Here is a 21396-nt window from a genome sequence, read left to right on the forward strand (position 1 = left end):
GGAAGCGATAAGGCTCAGGCGACGTTCTGACGTGCGACCTGGTCTGGATTGGAAAGAGGGGTGACATCCCCTTGCAAACGGCCTTCGACATAGGTCTGAAGGGCCGCGCGATCGGCATCGCTGACAAACAGGCCAAGCCGCGAGCGACGCCACAGGATGTCCTCGGCGGTACGGGCCCATTCGTTATCGATGAGGTAGTCCACCTCACGGGCGCTGAGTGTGTCGCCGAACATCTGGCCCATCCCCTCGGGCGTGGACGTAGCGATGATATAGGCGCGCAGCCCGTAATTGCGCATCAGGCGCCAGGACGTACGCTCGGACAGATGCGGCGCATGAGCCCGGAAACGGCTGAGCTGGGCGTCAAAATCCTTCGGCGCGAACTCTCCACCCGGAAGCGGCGTACCGTCCGTCCAGCCCGGCTTGCGCAGGACCGGGAGATGCGGCGCGAGCTTCTCGACCGCGTGTTCGGCCAGCTTGCGGAAGGTCGTGATCTTGCCACCGAAAACCGACAGGATCGGCGCGGCAGTCGCATCCACATCCAGGACGTAATCGCGCGTGACAGCCGAAGCGTTGCCCGAATTATCGTCATAGAGCGGACGCACGCCCGCATACGTCCAGACGACGTCCTCGGGACGGACGGTCTTCGTGAAGTAGCGGTTCACGCTCTCGCACAGATAGGTGATTTCGTCAGGCGAGATCTCGACATGCGCCGGATCCTGCTCCCACGGAACATCCGTGGTGCCGATCAGGGTGAAATCCTGCTCGTAAGGAATGGCGAAGACAATCCGCTTGTCCGGATTCTGGAAGATGTAGGCCTGCGAACCTTCAAAAACGCGCGGCACCACGATGTGGCTGCCCTTGACCAGACGCACGCGATTGCGGCTCGGCACGTTCAGGCGATCCTTCAGCAGTTCGGCAACCCACGGACCCGCCGCATTGACGAGGGCCTTGGCCTGAACCGTGCTCTGCTCACCCGTGCGGGTGTTTTCAAGCGTGGCGGTCCAGCCCTGCGGTCCACGCACGGCTTTGACAAGACGCGTCCGCGTTTCGATCTTCGCGCCAACGCGCACGGCATCCATGGCATTGAGAACCACGAGCCGGCTGTCCTGCACCCAGCCATCCGAATATTCGAAACCGCGCACATATTCCGAACGCAGCGGCTTCCCGGCCGGAGCCGTCCGCAGGTTCAGAGCCTTCGTTCGCGGCAGCGTCATGTTCGGGCACAGATGATCGTAAAGGAACAGCCCCGTCCGCAGCAGCCAGGCCGGACGCAGCATCTTGGAATGCGGCAGCACGAAGCGCATCGGCCAGATGATGTGCGGTGCGATCTTCAGCAGACGCTCGCGCTCCATCAGGGCCTCGCGGACCAGCCGGAATTCATAATATTCGAGATAGCGCAGGCCCCCGTGAATCAGCTTGGTGCTTGCGGAGGACGTATGGCTGGCAAGGTCATCCTGCTCGACGAGAAGCACGCTTGCCCCCCTGCCCGCGGCATCCCTCGCAATTCCACAGCCGTTGATCCCGCCACCCACAACCAGCAGGTCGTAAGGCGCGGATGCGCCGGCCGGGGATGAAATCTCGTGAATCGATGACATCACACTCTCCTGTCATCACGCTCCAAAACGAGCGGTCGATGTTCGTTTTGGAGCATGTTGAGCGATAAAGAAAGCGTTTTATGTGATTCGTAACGCAATAGTGTGGAGCTGTGAGGAATCAGACGTTATTTTCAGCCACATGGAGCGTGACGCCTGCCGCGTCCAGATGGCGCTGAAACGCCTCTGAGACCGGCCGGTCGGTAATCAGATCATCAATATCCTCAAGATTGCCGACCCGCCCCATGGGGCGGCGAGTGAACTTGGTGTGATCGGCCAGTAGCAGGACCCGGCGTGAATTGCGGATGATGGTCCGCGCGCACTGGATCTCGCTCAGATCGAAATCCAGCAGGGTTCCGTCCTCCTCGATTCCGCTGATCCCGATCACGCCAAATTCCGTGCGAAAGGACGACAGGGTCTCGATGGCGGTCGCCCCGAGAATGGCCCCGTCCCGCGGTCGCAACTGCCCGCCGGCGATGACGGTATGAAAATCCGCCCGCCCCGAAACCAGCGACGCGACATGCAGATTGTTCGTCACGATCCGCAGATCCCTGTGGTTTGTCAGCGCACGGGCGAAGGCTTCCGTCGTGGTGCCGATATTGATGAACAGCGAAGACCGATCTGGAATCAGCGCGGCAGCATAACGCCCGATCGCAGTTTTTGCTGCGGAATTGAGGATCTGACGCGCGTCATAATCCAGGTTCTCAACGGTCGAGACCGGTGTCGCGCCGCCATGATGCCGACACAGCAGCCCCAGCCCGGCGAGATAGGTCACATCCCGGCGAATGGTCTGGACCGCAACGCCGAAATGCTGCGCCATGTCCTCATTGGCCATGTAGCCCTGGCTGCGGACCAGACGCACGATCTGGTCCTGTCGGGGGGTGGTCTGAAGGGGCTCATGAGACATGGTGCGATCCGGACAGGGAATGTGAGAAAACGAACATAAGCGCACATTGTATCACACGGAAAGCCGGTGAAGACCCTGCTACACCCGTTCCATATCGCAGAAAGAAACCGGGGCTCTTCCAGGTCGTTACACAGCACGGTCCAAAAGCCATATTCCAGCCACGCTTTAAGGGCTTTATGACAGTTCAGAGCATGCTCCCGACCGTTTCATCCGGGATGCCATGACTGGGTTTGAAGGTGCGTTATGAAGACAAGACTTTTTGCAGGACTGATGGCTGCCTGCTTCCTCGCCGCAGCTCCTCTCGCCTCTGCCGATCCACGAGGCGGCGGTCCAGGCGGCGGTGGCCATGGGGATTTTCGCGGAGGGGGCGGTCATGGTGGCGGCCAGAACCGCATCTGGCGTCGTGGCGACCGTTATGACGGCCCCCGTGGCAGCCGCTGGGCCATCAACAACTGGCGCAACTATCGCGGCCTTTATGCACCGCCACGCGGCTATTACTGGATGCGTTACGGCGACCAGTTTCTGCTGACGGCTCTGGCAACCGGCCTCATCGCCGGTGTCGTGGCGGCAAACAGCGGCGTGATGCAGCCGGGCGTTCCCGTAGCGCCGCCTGGCGCAGTGGCTCCTGGATATGGTCCCGGACCGTACTGACCGCGATCCATTCCAGACCGGCAAGGCAGGGCTCCCATGGGGTCCTGCCTTTTTTCGTACCTGCACAAGACAGAAGTGATCCGGAGATCATTTCGACATGCAGGTACAATAAACATGCACGATGGCGAAAATGACGAAGCCGGTCATCCAGAAATAGCTGGCATGAATATGCCCGGCGGCGTCCATGGTCGTCGTCATGCAGGCGACAAGAAAAAACGCCGTCATGAGAGCGCCGGACAGAACCATCCAGATGATACGTTTTCTGGTCATTTTTCCACGGGCCTATTCTGCAATTTTGTGCCCGGGACCCTGAACCCAAAAAACTGATGGCGCAAGCAGGGTTTTTTCAAATCCGGATCAGAGCTGCGACCTCATTCCATTCCGGAGCAGCATCGGCAGCGCCATGACGGGTCGTGGCGAGAGCCCCGCAGGCAGACGCAATCCGTGCCGCATCGGGCAGACTTTCCCCGCAGGCCAGCGCCACGGCCAGACCGGCGTTGAAGCAGTCTCCAGCCGCCACGGTATCGATCGGAACAACCCGGAATGGCGGCAGATGACCTGATCCGGTGCCGTCATGCCAGAACACGCCCTTCGCCCCCATCTTCACCAGAACCGCCCGGACACCTTTCGCCAGCAGGATTTCCGCGGCCCCGCGCGCCTCTTCCACTGTTGCGGGACGGATGCCGGTCAGGCTGAAGGTTTCGCTTTCATTGGGCGTGAGAATGTCAATCTCGGACCACAGCGCTTCGGGCAGTCCATGCTCCGGCGCGGGAGCCGGGTCCAGCACGACGAGGCCACCCGCGCTGCGGGTCCGCCGCGCCACAGCCAGAACGGCAGACTGGGGGATTTCAAGCTGCAGCAGCAGGACTTTCGCCCGATCCAGCCAGGGCGCCGCGGCCACGATATCCGTCTCATCCACCGCCATGTTCGCCCCGCCCGCGACGGTGATGCAGTTTTCCGCGGCAGCATCAATCCCGATCAGGGCAATCCCGGTCGGGTTGTCCGCATCATCCCGCAGGGGCGACAGATCCACCCCGAACCCGGCCAGGCTGGCCCGGGCCTGAGCGCCGAACGCATCGCACCCCACACGCCCCGCCAGAGCGACATCCACGTCGAATGCCTGCGCCAGTCTCGCGGCTGCGGCGGCCTGATTGCTGCCCTTGCCCCCCAGACCGATCGCATAGCTCTCGGCATGAACGGTCTCGCCCGGGCGCGGAAGCCGCTGGCTGCGGGCCGTCAGATCGATGTTGATGCTGCCGAAGGAGAGGATCAGGGGCGTCCGCAAGGTCATGTCCACAAGGCCAGAAGCTGGAGAAACAGGGATTTTTCCGAGCCTGCTTATCGGATGGCCCGCAGCCCTTCAAGCATGGCAGGAATTACTTCATGAGGATCACGGTCTCGACACGGACCATGGGGTTCACCGAATGAAGAAGCGTGCTCATGCCCCACTGCCGCTGGTCAAAGCTGCCATGGCTGACGATACGCATCAGGGTGTTGCCCTGGAACTGAAGCTCCGTCGTGAGGACGAGCGGATGCGTCTGCCCGCGCATGGTCAGTTTTCCCGCAAGCTCTGTCCGGAGCTGCCCGTTGACAATCCGAGGACGGCAGTCCCCCACATATTTCATGACGGGATGGGTATCGCTGTCGAGCATGATGCCCGAAAGCATGACCTGTTTCAGGACGGCGCTGCCGACTTTGAGGGAGCTGACATTCATGGTCATGTCCACATGACAGCTCTGCCGGTCCAGATCGTAAGTCAGTGTTCCGGACACATCTCCGAAGTCCCCGTCAATATCCGTCAGGGCCGAGCGCGCGTGCAGAAGAGCCTGAGTATTGACCGGCGACAGGACAAGATCCTGTCGGGCGGCAAAAGCCTGCCCGCTGATCAGCAGACCCAGAAGAAACATTGCAGGGAAAAATCTGTCCGTCATTGTTTCACACCACCGTCTTCACAGTTCCTGTCTGCTGAAACTTCCGCAGGACGTTCCGGTTTTCTTTTCCGACTTCCCGTTTCTTACGCTGAACTGTGGCTTTCGGAAAAGGATGTGATAGGCTCCGAGTCCCTATATGGCCGCGCGAAAGTTTCCATTTCCCTCATGCGACCTGCCCACCTCGGTTCCTGCCTTTCCGGCCTCGTCCTTCTGGCAACGGGAGGATGTTCTCTTCGTGGCGCTCCGTCCTTTCCCATTGCCGGCGCCTATTTTCCGGACTGGATGGTCTGCGGGCTCGTGGGTGTCGCCACAGCCGTCGGGCTGCGGATCCTCTTTCTGCTGACGGGGCTCGATGTCCTGCTCAGTTTCCGCCTTTTCACCTATGTCGCCCTGGGCGTCATCGCCGCACTGGGCGTGTGGACCCTGGTATTCGGACCCTGACCGTGCAGCGCATTTCAGTCTCCGGCAAAAAGCCGATCGGCATTGTCATCGCGGTTGTCTGCGTGGGGGTGGCCGTCCTGTTCGGCGTCCACGTCTCCCACGAAGACAGCACCCACCCCTCCTCCGACAGCGGAAGCATCGACGCGGAAATGGTGCATGTCGCCTCGACCGTGGGCGGGCGCCTTAAGGAACTGGATGTTTCGGTCAACCAGCACGTGCACAAAGGCGACGTGCTGTACCGGCTGGATTCCGAGCCTTACGAACTGACCGTCCGGCAGGCGCAGGCCAATCTGGATCTGGCCAGCGCGGAAGTTGAAAACCAGACGCGCCTGCTGAGCATCAAGACGTCCAATGCCGCCACCGCCGACGATCAGGTCGTCCGGGCCCAGACCAACCGTGATCTTGCAGCACGCACCGTCCAGCGGCTTCAGCCTCTGGCGGGGAAATCGTACATCCCGTGGCAGCAGTATGATCAGGCCCGTGTCGCCCTGCATGATGCCGAAGTTTCGCTGGCTCAGTCCCGCAACCAGTCCGCTGCGGCGACCACAGCGATCGGAGATCTGAAAAGTTCGATTGCCGCGCGCGATGCCAGTCAGGCGGCACTCGATCATGCGCGTTATGAACTGCGGCAGACCACCGTGATCGCTCCGGTTGACGGTTACGTCACCAGCCTGCGGGTCAAACCGGGCGAAGTCCTGGCGCCGTCGCAGGTTCTGTTCACGCTGATTGCGGATGATGAATGGTACGCCACAGCCAATATCCGCGAGATCAATCTTGGCGCCGTGCAGATCGGAGACTGCGTGACCGTCCATTCCATGATCGACCGGCGCACGCCGCTGCGGGGGCATGTCGAGAGCATTGGATGGGGTGTGCTCTCGGCGGATTCCGCTGGAATTGCGCGCTCCCTGCCGATCGTGCCGCGACAGATGGACTGGGTGCATGTGGCCCAGCGCTTCCCGGTCCGCATCCGGCTGGAAAAGGCGAATCCCCTTCTGCTGCGGCTTGGCGCCACCGCGACGGTCGAGATCCGGCATGGCGCTGCCTGTCCCTGAAACCGCCCGTTCACTGGAGGACCCACGTCCGGACCTGATGCGCCCCGGGCTGAGTCCTTCGCGCATCTGGCGTCTGGTGTGCAATCCCGCTCCGGGACGCATGGGCTATGCGCTTCGCATGGCGGCCGGATGCACGACGACGGTGCTGGTCGGGGAAATCTGGCAGGTTCCGGAACTCGCCGTCCCGGCCCTCGTGACGATGGCGCTGTGGCAGAAGGACCGCGTCACCAATGCCCTGGCCGGTGTCGGGGTGAATGTCGCGGTCCTGATCCTGCTGACGATCATTTACGGCCTGATCCGCCTGACACTCGATCACCCGATGGGGCTGGTCATCGTCATTGCCCTGCTGTCCTTCATATTTTTCTTCCTGGGATCGGCCAGCAAGCTCAAACCCGTCGCTTACATGCTCGGGCTGATTACCGTTTACGGGCTGATTGCGGTCGATGAGGTTCCGGTCGGCGAAGTCGTGACGCGCGCGCTGCTTTATACGGACCTGTTTCTTGCCGTTCCCGGCGCGGTCATGGTCGCGCTCGGCCTGTTGATCTGCCCGTCCCCGCGCCGGATCCTGACCGACAGTATTGCCGCGCGTCTTCGCATGGCATGCCGTCTCCTGCGTGATCCGGATGAGCGCATCCGCGAACAGGCCACGGACATGCTGCGCGCCGGCACGACCGACATGATGAAGTCCGCGAAAATGGCCGGGCTGGAAAAAATCTGGTCCCCCCGCGATCTGGCATGCCTCAGACAGGCCGCCAGCAGCAGCGTGGCCGCCCTCGCCTTGGCCGACGAAGCCAGCCGAAGCGGATTATCGCAGCCAGATACCGCCTGCCTGATCCGGACACTTGAAGACATGGCCGCCATTTTCGCCGATGGGGACTATCCGGCCGCCATCGAACGACCCGCTGTCAGCCCGGCATCCCCCACCGCCTGCGCTCTGGCGGATCTGTTGCCGGATTTTGCCACGCCCCCTGCGGAGGATGCGAAAGCGCCCTCACAGAAGAAAAAATCCGGTTTTCTGGCCGATGATGCCTTCAGCAATCCCGATCATGTCCGCTTTGCCGTCAAAGGCACGGCGGCAGTCATGCTGAGCTATCTGACGTTCAAGGTCCTGAACTGGCCGGGCATTCATACCTGCATCATCACCTGCTTCATCGTCGCCCTTCCGACGATGGGGGAAATGGTCTCCAAGCTGACCCTTCGCATTTCAGGTGCCCTCGTGGGCGGGGCGCTCGGGATTGCCGCCATCGTCTTCGTCATGCCGCATCTGAATGACATCACCGGATTTCTGGTGCTGGTCTTTGTGGTTTCCCTGATCGCGGCCTGGGTCAAGACCGGCGATGAGCGCATTGCCTATGCCGGTTTCCAGATCGGGCTGGCCTTTTACCTGACGGATCTGAAAGGCTACGGCCCCACGGCCGACATGGCGACCGCCCGGGACCGGATCGTGGGGATCATGCTGGGCAACTTCATCACCTACGCCATGTTCACGAGTTTCTGGCCCGCCAGCGCCTTCGACAGGATTGGAGAGGGATTGCGCAAGCTGGCGGACTCCCTGAAGGGTCAGGCGAATGCCTCAACGCCGCAGGCCCGGTCGGATGCCATCGCCCGCACCCAGTCCGCCCTTCTGGAAAGCGAACGCACACTGGAATATGCCATGTCAGAACCCGCCCATATGCGCACTGACCTGCCCCGGCTCGAAGCAACACAAAAGGCGCTCGATGACGCGGCAGAACTTTCGGAAGAACTGCTCGTCACGCCGGGCCGACCGGATTTTTCTGACCGCATGGCCCGACTGGAACAGATTACCTGATGACCCGCCCTGCCCGTCCTTTTCCGCGCCTGATCAGGGTCACACTGTATTCGGCTCCGCTTCTGCTTTCGGCCTGCGCCACGCAGGCTCTGGACAGCGCGCCGCCAGCCCCTGACCGACCATGGCAGCCCAATATCGCGGCCAATGGTGAAATCCTGCCCGGCAGACACGATCCACACGCCCTGAACCTGCCGGCTGGATACACCCTGCCGTCGAACACGCAGATCCGCGTGCGTCCCCCAGCCCCGGAAATTGCGGTGCAAAACGGGCATGCCTATTCGCTGTCGGAACTGATCGATATTGCGCAGTCCGCCAATCCCGAAACGCGCCGGGCCTGGAACCTTGCCCGAGATTCTGCTCTGGCGGTCGGCATTGCCCGCAGCGCCTATCTGCCCCGCCTGACCGCAACTGTGGTGGGCGGCTATAATCACAGTCGCAATGACGGCGCGAACCCCACGATCAGCAATGCGGGCGCGGCCGAAGGCATCGTCAATTCGGGCCTGAGTGGCCTGGAAAATGCGCTGGGCGGCGTGCGCAACAACAATTCGGGCGCGGGTGAAGTCCAGACGCTTGGCATGGAATGGCTGCTGTTTGATTTCGGCAAGCGCGAGGCCGTGATCGAGGCCACGAAACAGGCCCAGATCGCCAGCAATGTCCTGTTCACCGCTGCGCACCAGAAGATCATCTATGGCGTGACGACGGCCTATTACACGCATGCCGCCGCCGCGAGCCGGGTGCGGCTCCTGCGTCAGGCGCGGGATAATGCGCGTTTTGTGGAAGCCGCCACGGAAGCCCGGCTGCATCAGGGCCAGGGCACGATTGTGGATGTCACACAGGCCCGGCAGGCGACGGCCCAGACGGAACTGCGGCTCGTCCAGGCTGAGGGCGACGAGGAAAATACCCGGCTGGAACTGCTCAACGCCATCGGCATTTCCCCCGCCACCAAGCTGGAAACGCTGGATATTTCCGGCCGCCCCCTCGCTCTGGACGATATGCGTCTGACGGATGCGTTCGTACAGCAGGCTGTCTCGCGGAGGCCGGACGTTCTGGCCGCCTATGCCAGCGCCAAGGCCGCAAAAAGCCGGGTTCAGGCAGCGCGCAGCGAGTTCCTGCCCAAGATCTTCATGACGGGCAACGTGGCCTACACGACCGGACGTCTGGCGCTGTCTTCCATTCCTGGCGTGGGGAGCGAGGCCCCGCCGACGCTCAACCTGTCCAGCAATGCGTTCAGCAGCCTGATCCTCGGTGGCATTACCGTGCCGATCTTTGACGGCGGAACGCGGGCTGCCCTTCTGAAACAGGCGCAGGACCAGTCTGACAGCGCGGATGCGACCCTGCGGCAGACCGTGGACAGTTCGGTCAAACAGATCGTCGCCGCGGAAAATGCCCTCCGCACCAGCCTGAGCGCCTATGCCGCATCCGGCAGGCTGGAGACGGCAGCGCGCACCAGTTTTGAGGCGTCATCCGCCGCCTATCGCAGTGGCGTGGGTTCCCTGACCCAGACCAGCATTGCCCAGAACGGCTATCTGGACGCGACCCTCAGCCATTCGGATGCCTATTATGCCGCGCTGATTGCGGCGGCCGGACTGGCCTTCGGGACGGGATCGCTCAGTCGGGAGTAAGGCTCCAACGCACAAAACCTGCCCGGGGTAGCCCCTCGGCAGGTTTTGCAGCAGTCGCGCAGAGAGAATTGTCTCCTGTCTGCGCGCAGGTCGGTTCAGGACTTGTGAGAAGCCTGTCCACCTTTGCGGCCGGCTTCGGACGCTTTCTGCGGATCCTTGGCAAAGCCACGGGTAGAGTGCTCCCCCCCTGAAGAGGACGACTTGGAGGTCTCCTTGGTAGAGTGACCGCCATGACTGTGCTCGCCGCCCTTGCGGCCAGCTTCCGAGGCCCTTTCGCGATCCTGCGAAAAATTGCCCGGATTGCCGGAGCTTCCGCTTCCAGTGCCCTGAACTGCGGAAACGATACGGAAATTCTCTTCATATTTACGAAACATGATGGTTTTCCTTCTGCGGATGCCGGTCTCTCCTCTTCTGGAAAAAGAAGTTCTGAACCGGACCATCCGACAACAGAACCCCATGCTTACAGTTGCTGAAATACAGAACAAGAATAGTTTACTTTAAGTAAAGAGTTTTCTGTTCGGAATGACATATTTGAAATACTTTCTCATAAGGAAATGAAACGCTTTCATTAAAGTATTCATTTATTTTTACCAATCCCGATACCCATCCCCTTGCCTTGGCCCTCCATCAGGACGAGAGTTTGCCCCTCTTTCAGTTCCGGAGCCTCCCATGACCCCTTTCCGCCTGCGTCTGGCCGTCGATATGGATGAAGTCCTAGCCGATGCATTCTCTGCACAACGTGCGTGGTTCCGCAGAACCTGCGGCTATGAATGGACCGATACCGAACTGCGCGGACGACACTTCAGGGATCTTGTGTCCCCTGAAGACTATGCGGCCATGGAAGCCATGCTGCACCAGGGTGATTTCTTCGCCTCACTCGCCGTCATGCCCGGCGCACAGGAGGCCATTTCAGCCCTGTGCGAGACCTGCGAAGTCTTCATCACGACGGCTGCCATGGAATATCCGGCGTCCTGCGCGCCCAAATTCGCCTGGCTGAGGGAACATTTTCCCTGCATTTCGCCGCTGAATATCGTTTTCTGCGGCGACAAGAGCATTCTGGCCGCCGATGTGATGATCGATGACAACTTGCGCCACTTCAGGCGCTTTCAGGGGCAGGGCGTACTTTTCACGGCCCCACACAACGCTCTGGAAACCTGGAGTCCGCGTGCGGATAACTGGCAGGATGTCCTGGCAATCGTGGATCGGATTGATGAGGACCGGTAAAATCGGCCACATCTGTGTCTTTCAGGAAACAGCCACGGACAAACCGGAGCACATGAGTCGCTGAACACGGCGAATCATTTTGACACCGGGTGCCATAATGTAGAGAGGGAAAGCCAGCTTTACGACATAGACCGATCAGGACCGACCGCCCATGAAATCCGCACGCCTGCTGCTTTGTCTCTTCTCCGGATCTGTACTGAGCAGTATGCCAGCATTTGCAGCGGAGACACAACCGGCTTCCAAGCAGAAAGCGGCACATCCCGCTGCCCCGGCCAAGGCCGCCCCTGCCTCCCCGAAAGCCGAGAACATCACCGTCCACAGCCGCAACGGCACCGGTACGGCCGCGGATTACAGGACCAAGGACGTGGCGCTCGGCCCGCTTGGAACACGCTCCGTCCTCGATACGCCCATGTCCATCATGGTCGTGCCGCATGACGTGCTGGTCAACCAGCAGGCGCGCAATATCAACGATCTCGTGGCCTATGTCCCGTCCGCTCAGCTTGAGATGCGCGGCGATCCGAACACCAGCCGTCCGCAGTCCCGTGGTTTTGAAGGCGATGTGATTTCCAACACCCGCATGGACGGGCTGAATATGGTCATCACCACGCCTTATGCCGCCGAGCAGTTCGACAGCCTTCAGGTTCTGAACGGTCTGGCAGGCGCGCTCTACGGGCCGCAGAACCCGGCCGGCACATTCGACTTCACGCTCAAACGCCCGACGGACCGCATGACCGAGCGACTGGTCGTGGGTACGGACTCCATCGGCGCCCCCATGGAAAGCGCCGATGTCTCCGGTCGCGTAGGCAAGAACGGCTGGTTCGGGTATCGCCTGAACCTGTTGAACCAGAACGGCGAAGGCTATGTCGAAGGCTCGCATCTGCGGCGTGATCTCGTCAGCGGCGATTTCGATATCCACCTCTCGCCCAAGACCGTCATCCAGCTCGATGCCAGCCAGTACACCTATGCCGAGCGCGGATTTCCGGGAGGTTTTGCCTACAGCACCGCGATCCAGCTCCCCCAGGCGCCGGATCTGAGCCAGAAGGGTTATGGCCAGCCACAGGCGGGCTATAACATGGAAACCGATACGGCCATGGCCAAGATCATCCATACCTTCAACGACAACTGGAGCCTCAAGCTCGGCGGTCTTTGGCAGAACGCGGCGCGTAACGTCTTCAGCACGTCCAACCAGCTTCTCAATTCCGCAGGCCTGTACAAGCAGACGATCTCCGCGGCCCTCACGGCCAATGACTTCGTGGCCGGCAGCAACATGGCCTACCTGAACGGCAAATTCCGCACCGGCCCCCTGCGCCACCAGATCGAACTCGGCACGAACGGCTATGTGATGGGGAACTACAACCCCACCTCCTCCACCGGCACCCTGACGCTGGGTGAGGCCACCATCGGCCACCCCAAGAGCTTCGCCAGCGCGCAGCCCTACTATTCCGGCCGCTACAAATCCGCCGACACGATGGACCAGTCCCTGCTGGCAGGCGATACCATTTCACTGGGCAAGCACTGGTCGATCATGGGCTCCCTCGCCTGGAGCTGGCTGAGCACGAACAACTACGCCACAACAGGCACCAAGACATCCACTTATAGCCGCTCGGCCGCGTTCAGCCCGATGACGAGCCTGATGTACAAGCCGACCGACAACCAGACCGTCTATTTCACCTGGGGACGTTCGCTTCAGGCCGGTACCATTGCACCGGCCGGATCAGTCAACGTCAATGAAGTGACGGCGCCACTGCGTTCGGAAGAATATGAGGTCGGCTACAAGATCCTCATCGCCAAGCGCATGCAGGTGAATATTGCCGGTTTCCGCATGTCCCGCCCCTATGGCTTCACGGACCCCGTCACCAAGGTCTATGCCAATTACGGCCTGCAGCGGAACTACGGTGTCGAGTTCCAGGCTTCCGGCAACATCACCGACGATCTGACCTTCCTGGGCGGCATGACCTGGCTGGATGCGCAGATGTTGGGTACGGGATCATCGCTAACGGCCAACAAGCAGGTCGTGGGCGTGCCGCCGCTGATGGCGAATGCGCTGCTGGACTACCGCCTGCCGTTCCTCAAGGGCGCTGCCGTCAATGCGAACGTCCATTACATGGGCCGTCGCGCCGCCAACGTGTACAACACGACCTTTGCACCGTCCTATGTCACGCTGGATCTGGGCGCGCGTTACGCGACCCATGCTTACGGCCAGCCGCTGGTGTTCCGTTTCGGGGTAAACAACGTGACGAACCAGAGCTACTGGGCGTCCGTCTATCCGTCGAGCATCAATGGTGTGAGCACGGCCACGAACTCGGCGGTCGCCGGTCTGCCGCGCACCTATCACTTCAGCATCGAGCTGGACCTCTGAGGAGGTTCAGCCTGAACTCAGGGGGAAGTCATCCTGCCACAGCAGGGGCTGGAGCGTGAAGGTCCGGCGCAGGATGGCCTCCAGATCGGATTTGCCCTCGGTTTTCATCCATTCGTCCAGTGCGGTCCGGAACGTCGCAATCGCCGTCCGGGCCAGCAGACGGGCCACGAGAGAGGGCATTTCGGTCGCGGGCAAGCGGGCGATCAGGGCATTGGCCAGCGTTTCTTCCCATTCGGAATACCGGCGCAGCGCCATATCCCTCAGGGCTGGCGTGCCTTCCACGAGCCTGACAACGGCATAAGCATCCATCCTGTCGGACGAATAACACGCCACGACCGGCACCAGTCCGGCCAGAACGGCATCCTGTAACGGAATATCCAGCGGCACGTCACGAATGGCTTCGGTCAGGATCGTGGTCACGCCGCCGGTCCAGGCCAGAATGATGTCCGCCTTGCCTGGGAAGTACCGGAACAGCGTCCGCCGCGAAATCTGCGCGGCTTCGGCGATCTCGTCGACCGATGTTTCCTCGTAACCATAGGTCGAGAACAGGCGCATGGCCTCCCGCACCAGCGCGGCGTGGGTGCGATCCTTCTTGCGCTGCCGGAGCGGCCCGTCCTGTTCTGCGTCAGTCGTCATGCCGTCCAGTTATCCCGAAGTCCCCAAAGAGCATAGACCCGATCTGCAAAACCCTTCAGGGCACAAGCCTGTAACGGGCGCGGACCAGAACGTCATTTTCAAGCTGTTGCCGGACCGCCACAAGATCCTGCGCCCCGGTCAGGATGGCAACTTCACGGAAAAACGGGCGTCTGCCAACCACCCGATCCTGAAACACCTGCGCCAGAACCATGGCCACGGGCTCACGCGTACAGCACAGACATCCCGCCGCATGCCGGTTCATGAAAGGCGAGGCTGCCGGAATATCGGCCACATCTCCCCATCCGCCATCCGCCCCCGCCTCACCGATGAGCAGGGCGTCGCGCCTGCGTTCTTCGGGCCATTCCGCCGGATCGGACAGGAAGGTCAGCGGGATCAGTGCGGTGCCGGAAGACGTCATGCAACCTTCTGTAGCAGCCCTGAGCAGAGCGGACAGCATTTTCATGGTGTTGCCTCTTTGCCGGAGGGGAACCGTTTTGCTACACCCTCCTGTCCCTGACCGTGTATAGAGGCCCAGCCCCGATCGCGGGGCCAGCCTTCTCCCGTCATTCCCAGTTACAGAGCCTTCTGCCCATGTCCTCACGTCCCCATCTGCTTGATGCCCTCTCCGATCAGGTCCTGCTGTGCGATGGCGGCATGGGATCGCGGGTGCAGATGCTGGATCTGGAAGTCGAGCGCGATTACTGGGGGCAGGAAAACTGCACCGAAATCCTGAACCTCTCGCGCCCCGAACTCGTCCGTGAAATCCATCGCGGCTATTTCGAGGCCGGTGCGGATATGGTGGAGACCAACACCTTCGGCGGCTCCATCGTCACGCTGGCGGAGTTCGGACTTCAGGACCGCACGCGCGAAATCAACCGCACGGCCGCGACACTGGCCCGCGAGGCCGCCGAGACGTTCTCGGACGGGCGGCACCGCTACGTCATAGGCTCCATCGGTCCGGGCACGAAGCTGCCGACGCTGGGCAACATTGCCTATGACGATCTGGAAGCCGGTCTGGTCGAACAGTGCCGCGGCCTGATTGATGGCGGCGTGGACGGGTTCCTGATCGAGACGTGTCAGGATACGCTTCAAATCAAGGCGGCTGTGAATGCTGCCAAGATTGCCCGGATCGAACTCGGCTCCGATGCGCCGATCTTCGTGCAGGTGACGGTCGAGACCACTGGCACGCTGCTGGTCGGCCCTGATATCGCCGCTGCCGCCACAACCGTTCAGGCGCTGGACGTCCCCTCGCTCGGCCTGAACTGCGCGACTGGCCCGCAGGAAATGGGCGAGCATGTCCGCTGGCTGTCGGAGAACTGGCCCGGTCTCATTTCCATGCAGCCCAATGCCGGTCTGCCCGAGCTTGTGGACGGCAAGACCGTCTATCCGCTCAGCCCCGAGGAAATGGCCGTCTGGATGGAGCGCTTCGTCAAGGAAGACGGGCTGAACCTGATCGGCGGCTGCTGTGGCACGTCCACGCCGCATATCCAGGCGCTCGACGGCATGCTGCGTCGCCTTGGTGGCACAAAACTCCGTCCTGCCCCGGTCAAGCGCAGCACGGTCTGGATGCCGTCGGTCTCCAGCCTCTACACCCAGACGCCGCTGCGTCAGGAAAACAGCTATTTCTCCATCGGCGAGCGCTGCAACGCCAATGGCTCCAAGAAATGGCGTGAGCTTCAGGAAGCCAATGACTGGGATGGCTGCGTTGCCATCGGGCGTGAACAGGCGGCCGAGGGCTCCAACGCGCTCGACATCTGCACAGCCTTCGTCGGGCGGGATGAAGTCCGTGAAATGAATGAGGTCGTCACGCGTTTCACATCGTCCGTGAATGCGCCGCTGGTGATCGATTCCACGGAAACGCCGGTCATTGAGGCCGCGCTCAAGCTGCATGGCGGCAAGCCCATCATCAACTCGATCAATTTCGAGGATGGCGAACAGCAGGCCCATGACCGCATGAAACTGGCCCGCAAGTTCGGCGCGGCCATGATCGCACTCACGATTGATGAAGTCGGCATGGCGAAAGAGCCGCAGGACAAGCTTCGCATTGCCGAACGTCTGGTCGAGTTCGCCTGCACCCAGTACGGGCTGCCACAGTCCGATCTGATGATCGATCCGCTGACCTTCACCATCGCCACAGGTGTGGAAGACGATCGCAAGCTCGGCCAGTGGACGCTTGAGGGCATCAAGCTGATCCGCGACAAGTTCCCCGACATCCAGATCATTCTTGGCCTGTCGAACATCTCCTTCGGCCTGAACCCGGCCGCGCGTGCGGTGCTGAACTCGGTGTTCCTGGATCATGCGGTCAAGGCCGGCATGACGGGGGCGATCGTGCATGTCTCCAAGATCCGCCCGCTGCATCTGATTGCCCCGGAAGAGGTCAAGGTCGCGGAAGACCTGATCTTTGACCGCCGCACTGAGGACTATGATCCGCTCCAGAAGCTGCTGGAGCTGTTTGCAGGCCGTAAAGCTGCCGATGCCGTCAAGAAGCGCCGCGCAGAGACCCCGGCGGAGCGTCTGAAAGACCGGATCGTGGACGGTGACCGCAAAGGCATCGAACAGGATCTGGAAGATGCGATGGCGGAAATGCCGCCGCTAGACATCATCAACAATGTCCTGCTCGATGGTATGAAGGTTGTGGGCGAGCTGTTCGGTTCGGGCAAGATGCAGCTTCCGTTCGTACTGCAATCCGCCGAGACCATGAAGACGGCCGTGGCCTGGCTCGAGCCGCACATGGAGCGCGTGGAAGGCCAGCATCGCGGCACGATGGTGCTCGCCACCGTCAAGGGCGACGTGCACGATATCGGCAAGAACCTCGTGGACATCATCCTGACCAATAACGGCTATCAGGTCATCAATCTGGGCATCAAGGTGCCGCTCGCGGACATGATCGCGGCCGTGAAGGAACACAAGGCGGACGCGCTCGGCATGTCCGGGCTTCTGGTGAAGTCCACGGTCATCATGCGCGAAAACCTTGAGGAAATGCACCGTCAGGGTTTTGACGTTCCGGTCATTCTCGGCGGTGCGGCCCTCACCCGGAATTATGTCGAGGAAGAATGCGCCCGCTCCTATGGCGCCGGTGAGCCGGGGCGCGTGGCCTATGCGCGTGATGCGTTCGATGGTCTGGGCCTGATGGACAAGATCGCCAACAAGGAACTCGATTCCTATCTTGGCGCGATCCAGACGCGTCGCGCCAGCCAGGCGAGCCGCAAGACGGCGCGTGCACCGGAAATCGCGGAAACACGGGGCTTTGGCGTGGTGGATCGCGAGGCTGCCAAGGCCCGGCGTGAGCGGATTTCAGGCTCCGAGCCGGTCATCACACCGCCATTCTGGGGCGGACGTGTTCTCGAAGCGACGCCGAACGCGGTTCTGCCGTTCCTCAATGAACGCTCGCTGTACCAGTTCCAGTGGGGCTTCCGGAAACAGGGCCGCTCGCTCGACGAGTTCATGGAATACGCCAAGACTGAGCTCCGCCCCGTGCTGAAGCGCATGCTGGCGCTGAGTGCGGAACAGGACATCATCCGGCCGCAGGCGATCTATGGATACTGGAAGGCTGCGGGCGACGGGAACGATCTCGTGCTGTTCGAGGAAGACGGCAAAACGGAAGCCGCGCGTTTCACCATGCCGCGCCAGCCCAAGGATGACGGCGAGTGCATCGCCGATTTCGTGCGCGACATCAGCGATGACGTGCGCGATGTGGTCGGGCTTCAGGTCGTGACCGTCGGGCAAAAAGCGTCCGATCTGGCGCGGGTGTGGTTCGAGGAAAACCGCTATCAGGATTATCTGTACCTGCATGGCCTGTCGGTCGAGATGGCGGAAGCCATGGCGGAATACACCCACAAGCGCATCCGCGCCGAGCTGGGCTTTGCCGGCGAAGACGACCGCGACATGGAGAAGCTGCTGTCACAGTCCTATCGCGGCTCGCGCTATTCCTTCGGCTATCCCGCCTGCCCCCGGCTTGAGGATCAGGCACCGATCCTGAAAATGCTGGATGCCGAACGCATCGGCGTGTCGCTTTCAGACGGCTATCAGCTTCACCCCGAGCAGTCGACATCCGCGCTCGTGATGCTGAACCCACGGGCAAAATACTTCACCGTCTGAGGACGGCAGGCTTTAAAAAAGACGAGAAAAGACAGTCCATGACGGCCCCATCAGTTCCGCAGACCACCTATGTCCTGACGCTTTCATGCCCCAACCGCCCGGGCATCGTGGCGGCAATCAGCGGCAGGCTTGCGGAACTGAACGCCAACATCACCGAAGCCCAGCAGTTCGATGACCGGGACAGCACGGTCTTCTTCATGCGCATCGTGTTCGAAATCACGGATGGCCAGACCAGCATGGAGCAGCTTCGCGACGCGCTGGCTGTTCTGGGTGATACGTTCAGCATGGACTGGGCGCTGCATGACCGGAGCGTGAAGCCGAAGGTCCTGCTGATGGTGTCGCGTTTCGATCACTGCCTGGTGGATCTGCTGTATCGCTGGCGGATTGGGGAACTGCCGATCGAGCCGGTCGGGATCGTGTCGAACCATCCGCGAGAGGTCTTCGCGGATCTGGATTTCTACGGCATCCCCTTCCACCACCTTCCCGTCACGAAAGACACAAAGCCCGTGCAGGAAGCGCAAATTCTGGACCTGTTTGCCTCAACGGGAGCCGAACTGGTCATTCTCGCGCGCTACATGCAGGTCCTGTCCAATGAGATGGCTGCCAGCCTGTCGGGGCATTGCATCAACATTCACCATTCCTTCCTGCCCGGCTTCAAGGGCGCACGTCCCTATCATCAGGCCTTTGCGCGGGGTGTGAAGCTGATCGGCGCGACTGCCCATTACGTCACGCGCGATCTGGATGAAGGCCCGATCATCGAACAGGATGTGGAGCGCATTTCCCATGCCGACACGCCCGATGACCTGATCCGCAAAGGGCGCGATATCGAACGCCGGGTTCTGGCGCGTGCTGTCCGGTATCACATTGAACGCCGGACCATCATCAACGGCAACAGGACAGTCGTCTTCACGCCCTGAGCCCTGCTTTTCGTCGACAGGACATGAATATTTCGCACGACACCCGGAATATTCTCTCCTAGGCTCGACCCGGCATGTTCACAGCCGGCAGCAATATTCAGATGACCGTCCGCAAAACCCTTCTTTCACTTGCCCTGTTCACGTCGCTGGTCGCGCAGACTGCCTGTTCCGGTGACCTGGTCCTTGAGAAGCGGCTGACCCCGGCGGATACCCTGCGTGAGACCACAAACCGGACCGTCGTGCCCGGCACGTTCGTCATGACCGTGAAAAGCGTGAATGTCTTCAACAAGATGGTCTTCCTCAATTCGGAAGACACCTATCTGGACCGGGCCAATGTGGCCGTGCAGATCACGTCCGCTGTGGCCTATAACGCCGATATCCGTTTCGGCGGCGATTTCCGCAAGATGGTCCTGAACCGCAAGATCCTGGTGATCGGATCGGCCATGAAGGTTGGCGCTGATCTGGAACAGGGGATCATCGTGAACAACAAGGACGATTACCGCACCTATATTTTCGTCAGCCGGGCGAGCAATATTTTCCTGCGATAAGCACGCATAATATCTGATCTTGCATCGTATATTCGTTTCCCGACAGATTATTCCATTTTATAGCCCCATAACGATCCGAAGATATTTCCCAGGACTCCGATCCAGCCTATGAAGGGCATCCTTTCTCCATGCCGGATCCTGTTCATGACCGTCTCTTCCGCCTCCGCTCCGGACCGTCTTCAGGCCGTTCTCAAGGCCCTTCAGCCCGTCATGGGCGAGCGGATCAGCACGGCACCGTCCGTTCGCGAAGAACACAGCCACGGCGAGGCCATGAATGCCTCCCGCCTGCCCGAGGCGGTGGTGTTTGCGGAGAACACGCAGGATGTCGCAACTGTTCTGCGACACTGCCATGAATGGCGCGTTCCGGTCGTGGCGTTCGGCGCCGGAACCTCGGTCGAAGGCCATGTCGTGCCGCCCGAACAGGCCATCAGCCTCGATCTGTCCCGCATGACCGCCATTGTGGAACTGAACGCCGAGGATCTGGACTGCCGGGTCCAGGCCGGCATCACGCGCCAGACCCTGAATGTCGAAATCCGCGATACGGGCCTGTTTTTCCCGGTCGATCCGGGCGGAGAGGCCACGATCGGCGGGATGTGCGCCACCCGCGCCTCGGGAACAGCTGCCGTGCGTTACGGCACGATGAAAGAGAATGTGCTGGGCCTGACCGTCGTTCTTGCAACCGGCGAAGTCATCCGCACAGGCGGCCGCGTGCGCAAATCCTCCACGGGCTATGACCTGACGTCCCTGTTCATCGGCTCGGAAGGCACGCTCGGCATCATCACGGAAGTCCAGCTTCGGCTACACGGGCGCCCGGACAGTGTTTCGGCCGCGATCTGCCAGTTCGAGAACCTGCATGACGCCGTGCAAACCGCCATGGAAATCATCCAGTGCGGCATCCCCATCACCCGCGTAGAACTGATGGACAGCGTGCAGATGGCGGCTTCCATCCAGTATTCCGGCCTGAGCGAATACCTGCCCCTGACCACGCTGTTTTTCGAGTTCACAGGTTCGCCGGCGTCAGTACGGGAGCAGGTCGAGACGACGGAAGCCATTGCGTCCGGCAATAACGGGCTGGGCTTTGCCTGGGCCGAAAGCCCCGAGGAGCGCACCCGCCTGTGGAAAGCGCGGCATGACGCCTACTGGGCGGCCAAGGCCATCGTTCCGGGCGCGCGCGTCATTTCCACGGACTGCATCGTCCCGATTTCCCGTCTGGGCGAACTGATCGAGGGCGTGCACCGTGATATCGAGGCCTCCGGCCTGCGCGCCCCCCTTCTGGGCCATGTGGGAGACGGCAATTTCCATACCCTCATCATCACGGATGACACCGCCGAAGGGCACCAGCTCGCCCTGGATCTGGACCGCAAAATCGTGGCCCGCGCCCTGTCGCTGAACGGATCATGCAGCGGTGAACATGGTGTCGGCATGGGCAAGCTGGAGTTTCTCGAAACCGAGCATGGGCCTGGAAGCCTCAGCGTGATGCGCGCCCTGAAAAACACGATGGACCCGCACCATATCCTCAATCCCGGCAAACTCCTGCCGCCCGGTCCTGTTTACACGGGCTGAGCTTTCGGGGATCTTTCAGCCGCCTTTCTTTCCAGTCCCTGCCGG

At 61.2% G+C, this 21396-nt stretch carries 19 protein-coding genes; 11 read left to right on the forward strand and 8 right to left on the reverse strand.

Annotation, left to right across the window (positions count from 1 at the left end; translation table 11 throughout):
* Nucleotides 1-14: 14 nt before the first annotated feature.
* A complete protein-coding gene (glpD, locus tag HKD31_RS06520) occupies nucleotides 15-1595 on the reverse strand; it encodes a glycerol-3-phosphate dehydrogenase (protein ID WP_194265319.1) in 1581 nt (526 codons plus the stop codon).
* 118 nt (nucleotides 1596-1713) lie between these two features.
* Nucleotides 1714-2499, reverse strand: a complete 786-nt coding sequence (locus tag HKD31_RS06525; RefSeq protein WP_062496682.1) for a DeoR/GlpR family DNA-binding transcription regulator — start codon at nucleotides 2497-2499, stop codon at nucleotides 1714-1716.
* Nucleotides 2500-2742: 243 nt separating this feature from the next.
* Here HKD31_RS06525 and HKD31_RS06530 point away from each other — a divergent pair, with 243 nt between their 5' ends.
* Nucleotides 2743-3150, forward strand: a complete 408-nt coding sequence (locus HKD31_RS06530; protein ID WP_062496684.1) for an RcnB family protein — start codon at nucleotides 2743-2745, stop codon at nucleotides 3148-3150.
* Between the two features lie 87 nt (nucleotides 3151-3237).
* Here HKD31_RS06530 and HKD31_RS06535 read toward each other — a convergent pair whose 3' ends face one another.
* The 3 genes from HKD31_RS06535 to HKD31_RS06545 all read right to left on the reverse strand — a co-directional run bounded on the left by HKD31_RS06535 (nucleotide 3238) and on the right by HKD31_RS06545 (nucleotide 5081).
* Nucleotides 3238-3420 (reverse strand): hypothetical protein, encoded by a 183-nt coding sequence (locus HKD31_RS06535; RefSeq protein ID WP_024717098.1) that lies wholly within the window; start codon nucleotides 3418-3420, stop codon nucleotides 3238-3240.
* 76 nt (nucleotides 3421-3496) lie between these two features.
* Entirely contained in the window at nucleotides 3497-4441 is a 945-nt protein-coding gene (locus HKD31_RS06540) for a ribokinase (RefSeq protein ID WP_194265320.1), read from the reverse strand.
* Between the two features lie 85 nt (nucleotides 4442-4526).
* The gene (locus HKD31_RS06545; RefSeq protein WP_062496688.1) at nucleotides 4527-5081 is read right to left on the reverse strand and encodes a YceI family protein; all 555 of its coding nucleotides are present in this window, start codon (nucleotides 5079-5081) and stop codon (nucleotides 4527-4529) included.
* Nucleotides 5082-5246: 165 nt separating this feature from the next.
* Here HKD31_RS06545 and HKD31_RS06550 point away from each other — a divergent pair, with 165 nt between their 5' ends.
* From HKD31_RS06550 to HKD31_RS06565, 4 genes are all read left to right on the forward strand, one after another.
* The gene (locus HKD31_RS06550) at nucleotides 5247-5522 is read left to right on the forward strand and encodes a YtcA family lipoprotein (RefSeq protein WP_194265321.1); all 276 of its coding nucleotides are present in this window, start codon (nucleotides 5247-5249) and stop codon (nucleotides 5520-5522) included.
* A gap of 2 nt (nucleotides 5523-5524) precedes the next feature.
* Complete coding sequence (gene mdtN, locus HKD31_RS06555; RefSeq protein WP_194265322.1) at nucleotides 5525-6574, forward strand: multidrug transporter subunit MdtN; 1050 nt, start codon at nucleotides 5525-5527, stop codon at nucleotides 6572-6574.
* A gap of 100 nt (nucleotides 6575-6674) precedes the next feature.
* The gene (locus tag HKD31_RS06560; RefSeq protein ID WP_194265365.1) at nucleotides 6675-8384 is read left to right on the forward strand and encodes an FUSC family protein; all 1710 of its coding nucleotides are present in this window, start codon (nucleotides 6675-6677) and stop codon (nucleotides 8382-8384) included.
* Complete coding sequence (locus HKD31_RS06565; RefSeq protein ID WP_194265323.1) at nucleotides 8384-10006, forward strand: TolC family protein; 1623 nt, start codon at nucleotides 8384-8386, stop codon at nucleotides 10004-10006. The genes HKD31_RS06560 and HKD31_RS06565 overlap by 1 nt, the downstream gene beginning before the upstream one ends.
* Nucleotides 10007-10101: 95 nt before the next feature.
* Here the strand turns inward: HKD31_RS06565 and HKD31_RS06570 are convergent, their stop codons facing one another.
* Entirely contained in the window at nucleotides 10102-10380 is a 279-nt protein-coding gene (locus HKD31_RS06570; RefSeq protein WP_194265324.1) for a con-10 family general stress protein, read from the reverse strand.
* A 295-nt stretch (nucleotides 10381-10675) separates the two neighbouring features.
* Between HKD31_RS06570 and HKD31_RS06575 the strand changes: the two genes are divergently transcribed.
* Both HKD31_RS06575 and HKD31_RS06580 read left to right on the forward strand, forming a co-directional pair.
* A complete protein-coding gene (locus HKD31_RS06575) occupies nucleotides 10676-11230 on the forward strand; it encodes a 5' nucleotidase, NT5C type (RefSeq protein ID WP_194265325.1) in 555 nt (184 codons plus the stop codon).
* A gap of 151 nt (nucleotides 11231-11381) precedes the next feature.
* Nucleotides 11382-13589, forward strand: coding sequence for a TonB-dependent receptor (locus HKD31_RS06580; protein ID WP_194265326.1), 2208 nt, complete (start codon nucleotides 11382-11384; stop codon nucleotides 13587-13589).
* 6 nt (nucleotides 13590-13595) lie between these two features.
* Here HKD31_RS06580 and HKD31_RS06585 read toward each other — a convergent pair whose 3' ends face one another.
* Nucleotides 13596-14225, reverse strand: coding sequence for a TetR family transcriptional regulator (locus HKD31_RS06585; protein ID WP_062496700.1), 630 nt, complete (start codon nucleotides 14223-14225; stop codon nucleotides 13596-13598).
* A gap of 55 nt (nucleotides 14226-14280) precedes the next feature.
* On the reverse strand, nucleotides 14281-14688 hold the full coding sequence (locus HKD31_RS06590) for a hypothetical protein (RefSeq protein ID WP_194265327.1): 408 nt from the start codon (nucleotides 14686-14688) through the stop codon (nucleotides 14281-14283).
* 128 nt (nucleotides 14689-14816) lie between these two features.
* Between HKD31_RS06590 and metH the strand changes: the two genes are divergently transcribed.
* The 4 genes from metH to HKD31_RS06610 all read left to right on the forward strand — a co-directional run bounded on the left by metH (nucleotide 14817) and on the right by HKD31_RS06610 (nucleotide 21351).
* A complete protein-coding gene (metH, locus tag HKD31_RS06595) occupies nucleotides 14817-18323 on the forward strand; it encodes a methionine synthase (protein WP_194265328.1) in 3507 nt (1168 codons plus the stop codon).
* A 38-nt stretch (nucleotides 18324-18361) separates the two neighbouring features.
* Complete coding sequence (purU, locus tag HKD31_RS06600) at nucleotides 18362-19240, forward strand: formyltetrahydrofolate deformylase (protein ID WP_194265329.1); 879 nt, start codon at nucleotides 18362-18364, stop codon at nucleotides 19238-19240.
* 101 nt (nucleotides 19241-19341) lie between these two features.
* Nucleotides 19342-19788: a hypothetical protein gene (locus HKD31_RS06605; protein WP_194265330.1), complete on the forward strand. Its 447-nt coding sequence runs from the start codon at nucleotides 19342-19344 to the stop codon at nucleotides 19786-19788.
* A 144-nt stretch (nucleotides 19789-19932) separates the two neighbouring features.
* Nucleotides 19933-21351, forward strand: a complete 1419-nt coding sequence (locus tag HKD31_RS06610) for an FAD-binding oxidoreductase (protein WP_194265331.1) — start codon at nucleotides 19933-19935, stop codon at nucleotides 21349-21351.
* Nucleotides 21352-21396 lie beyond the last annotated feature (45 nt).

It is taken from the genome of Gluconobacter potus (assembly GCF_015244705.1).
GTDB classification, from domain to species: Bacteria; Pseudomonadota; Alphaproteobacteria; order Acetobacterales; family Acetobacteraceae; genus Gluconobacter; species Gluconobacter potus.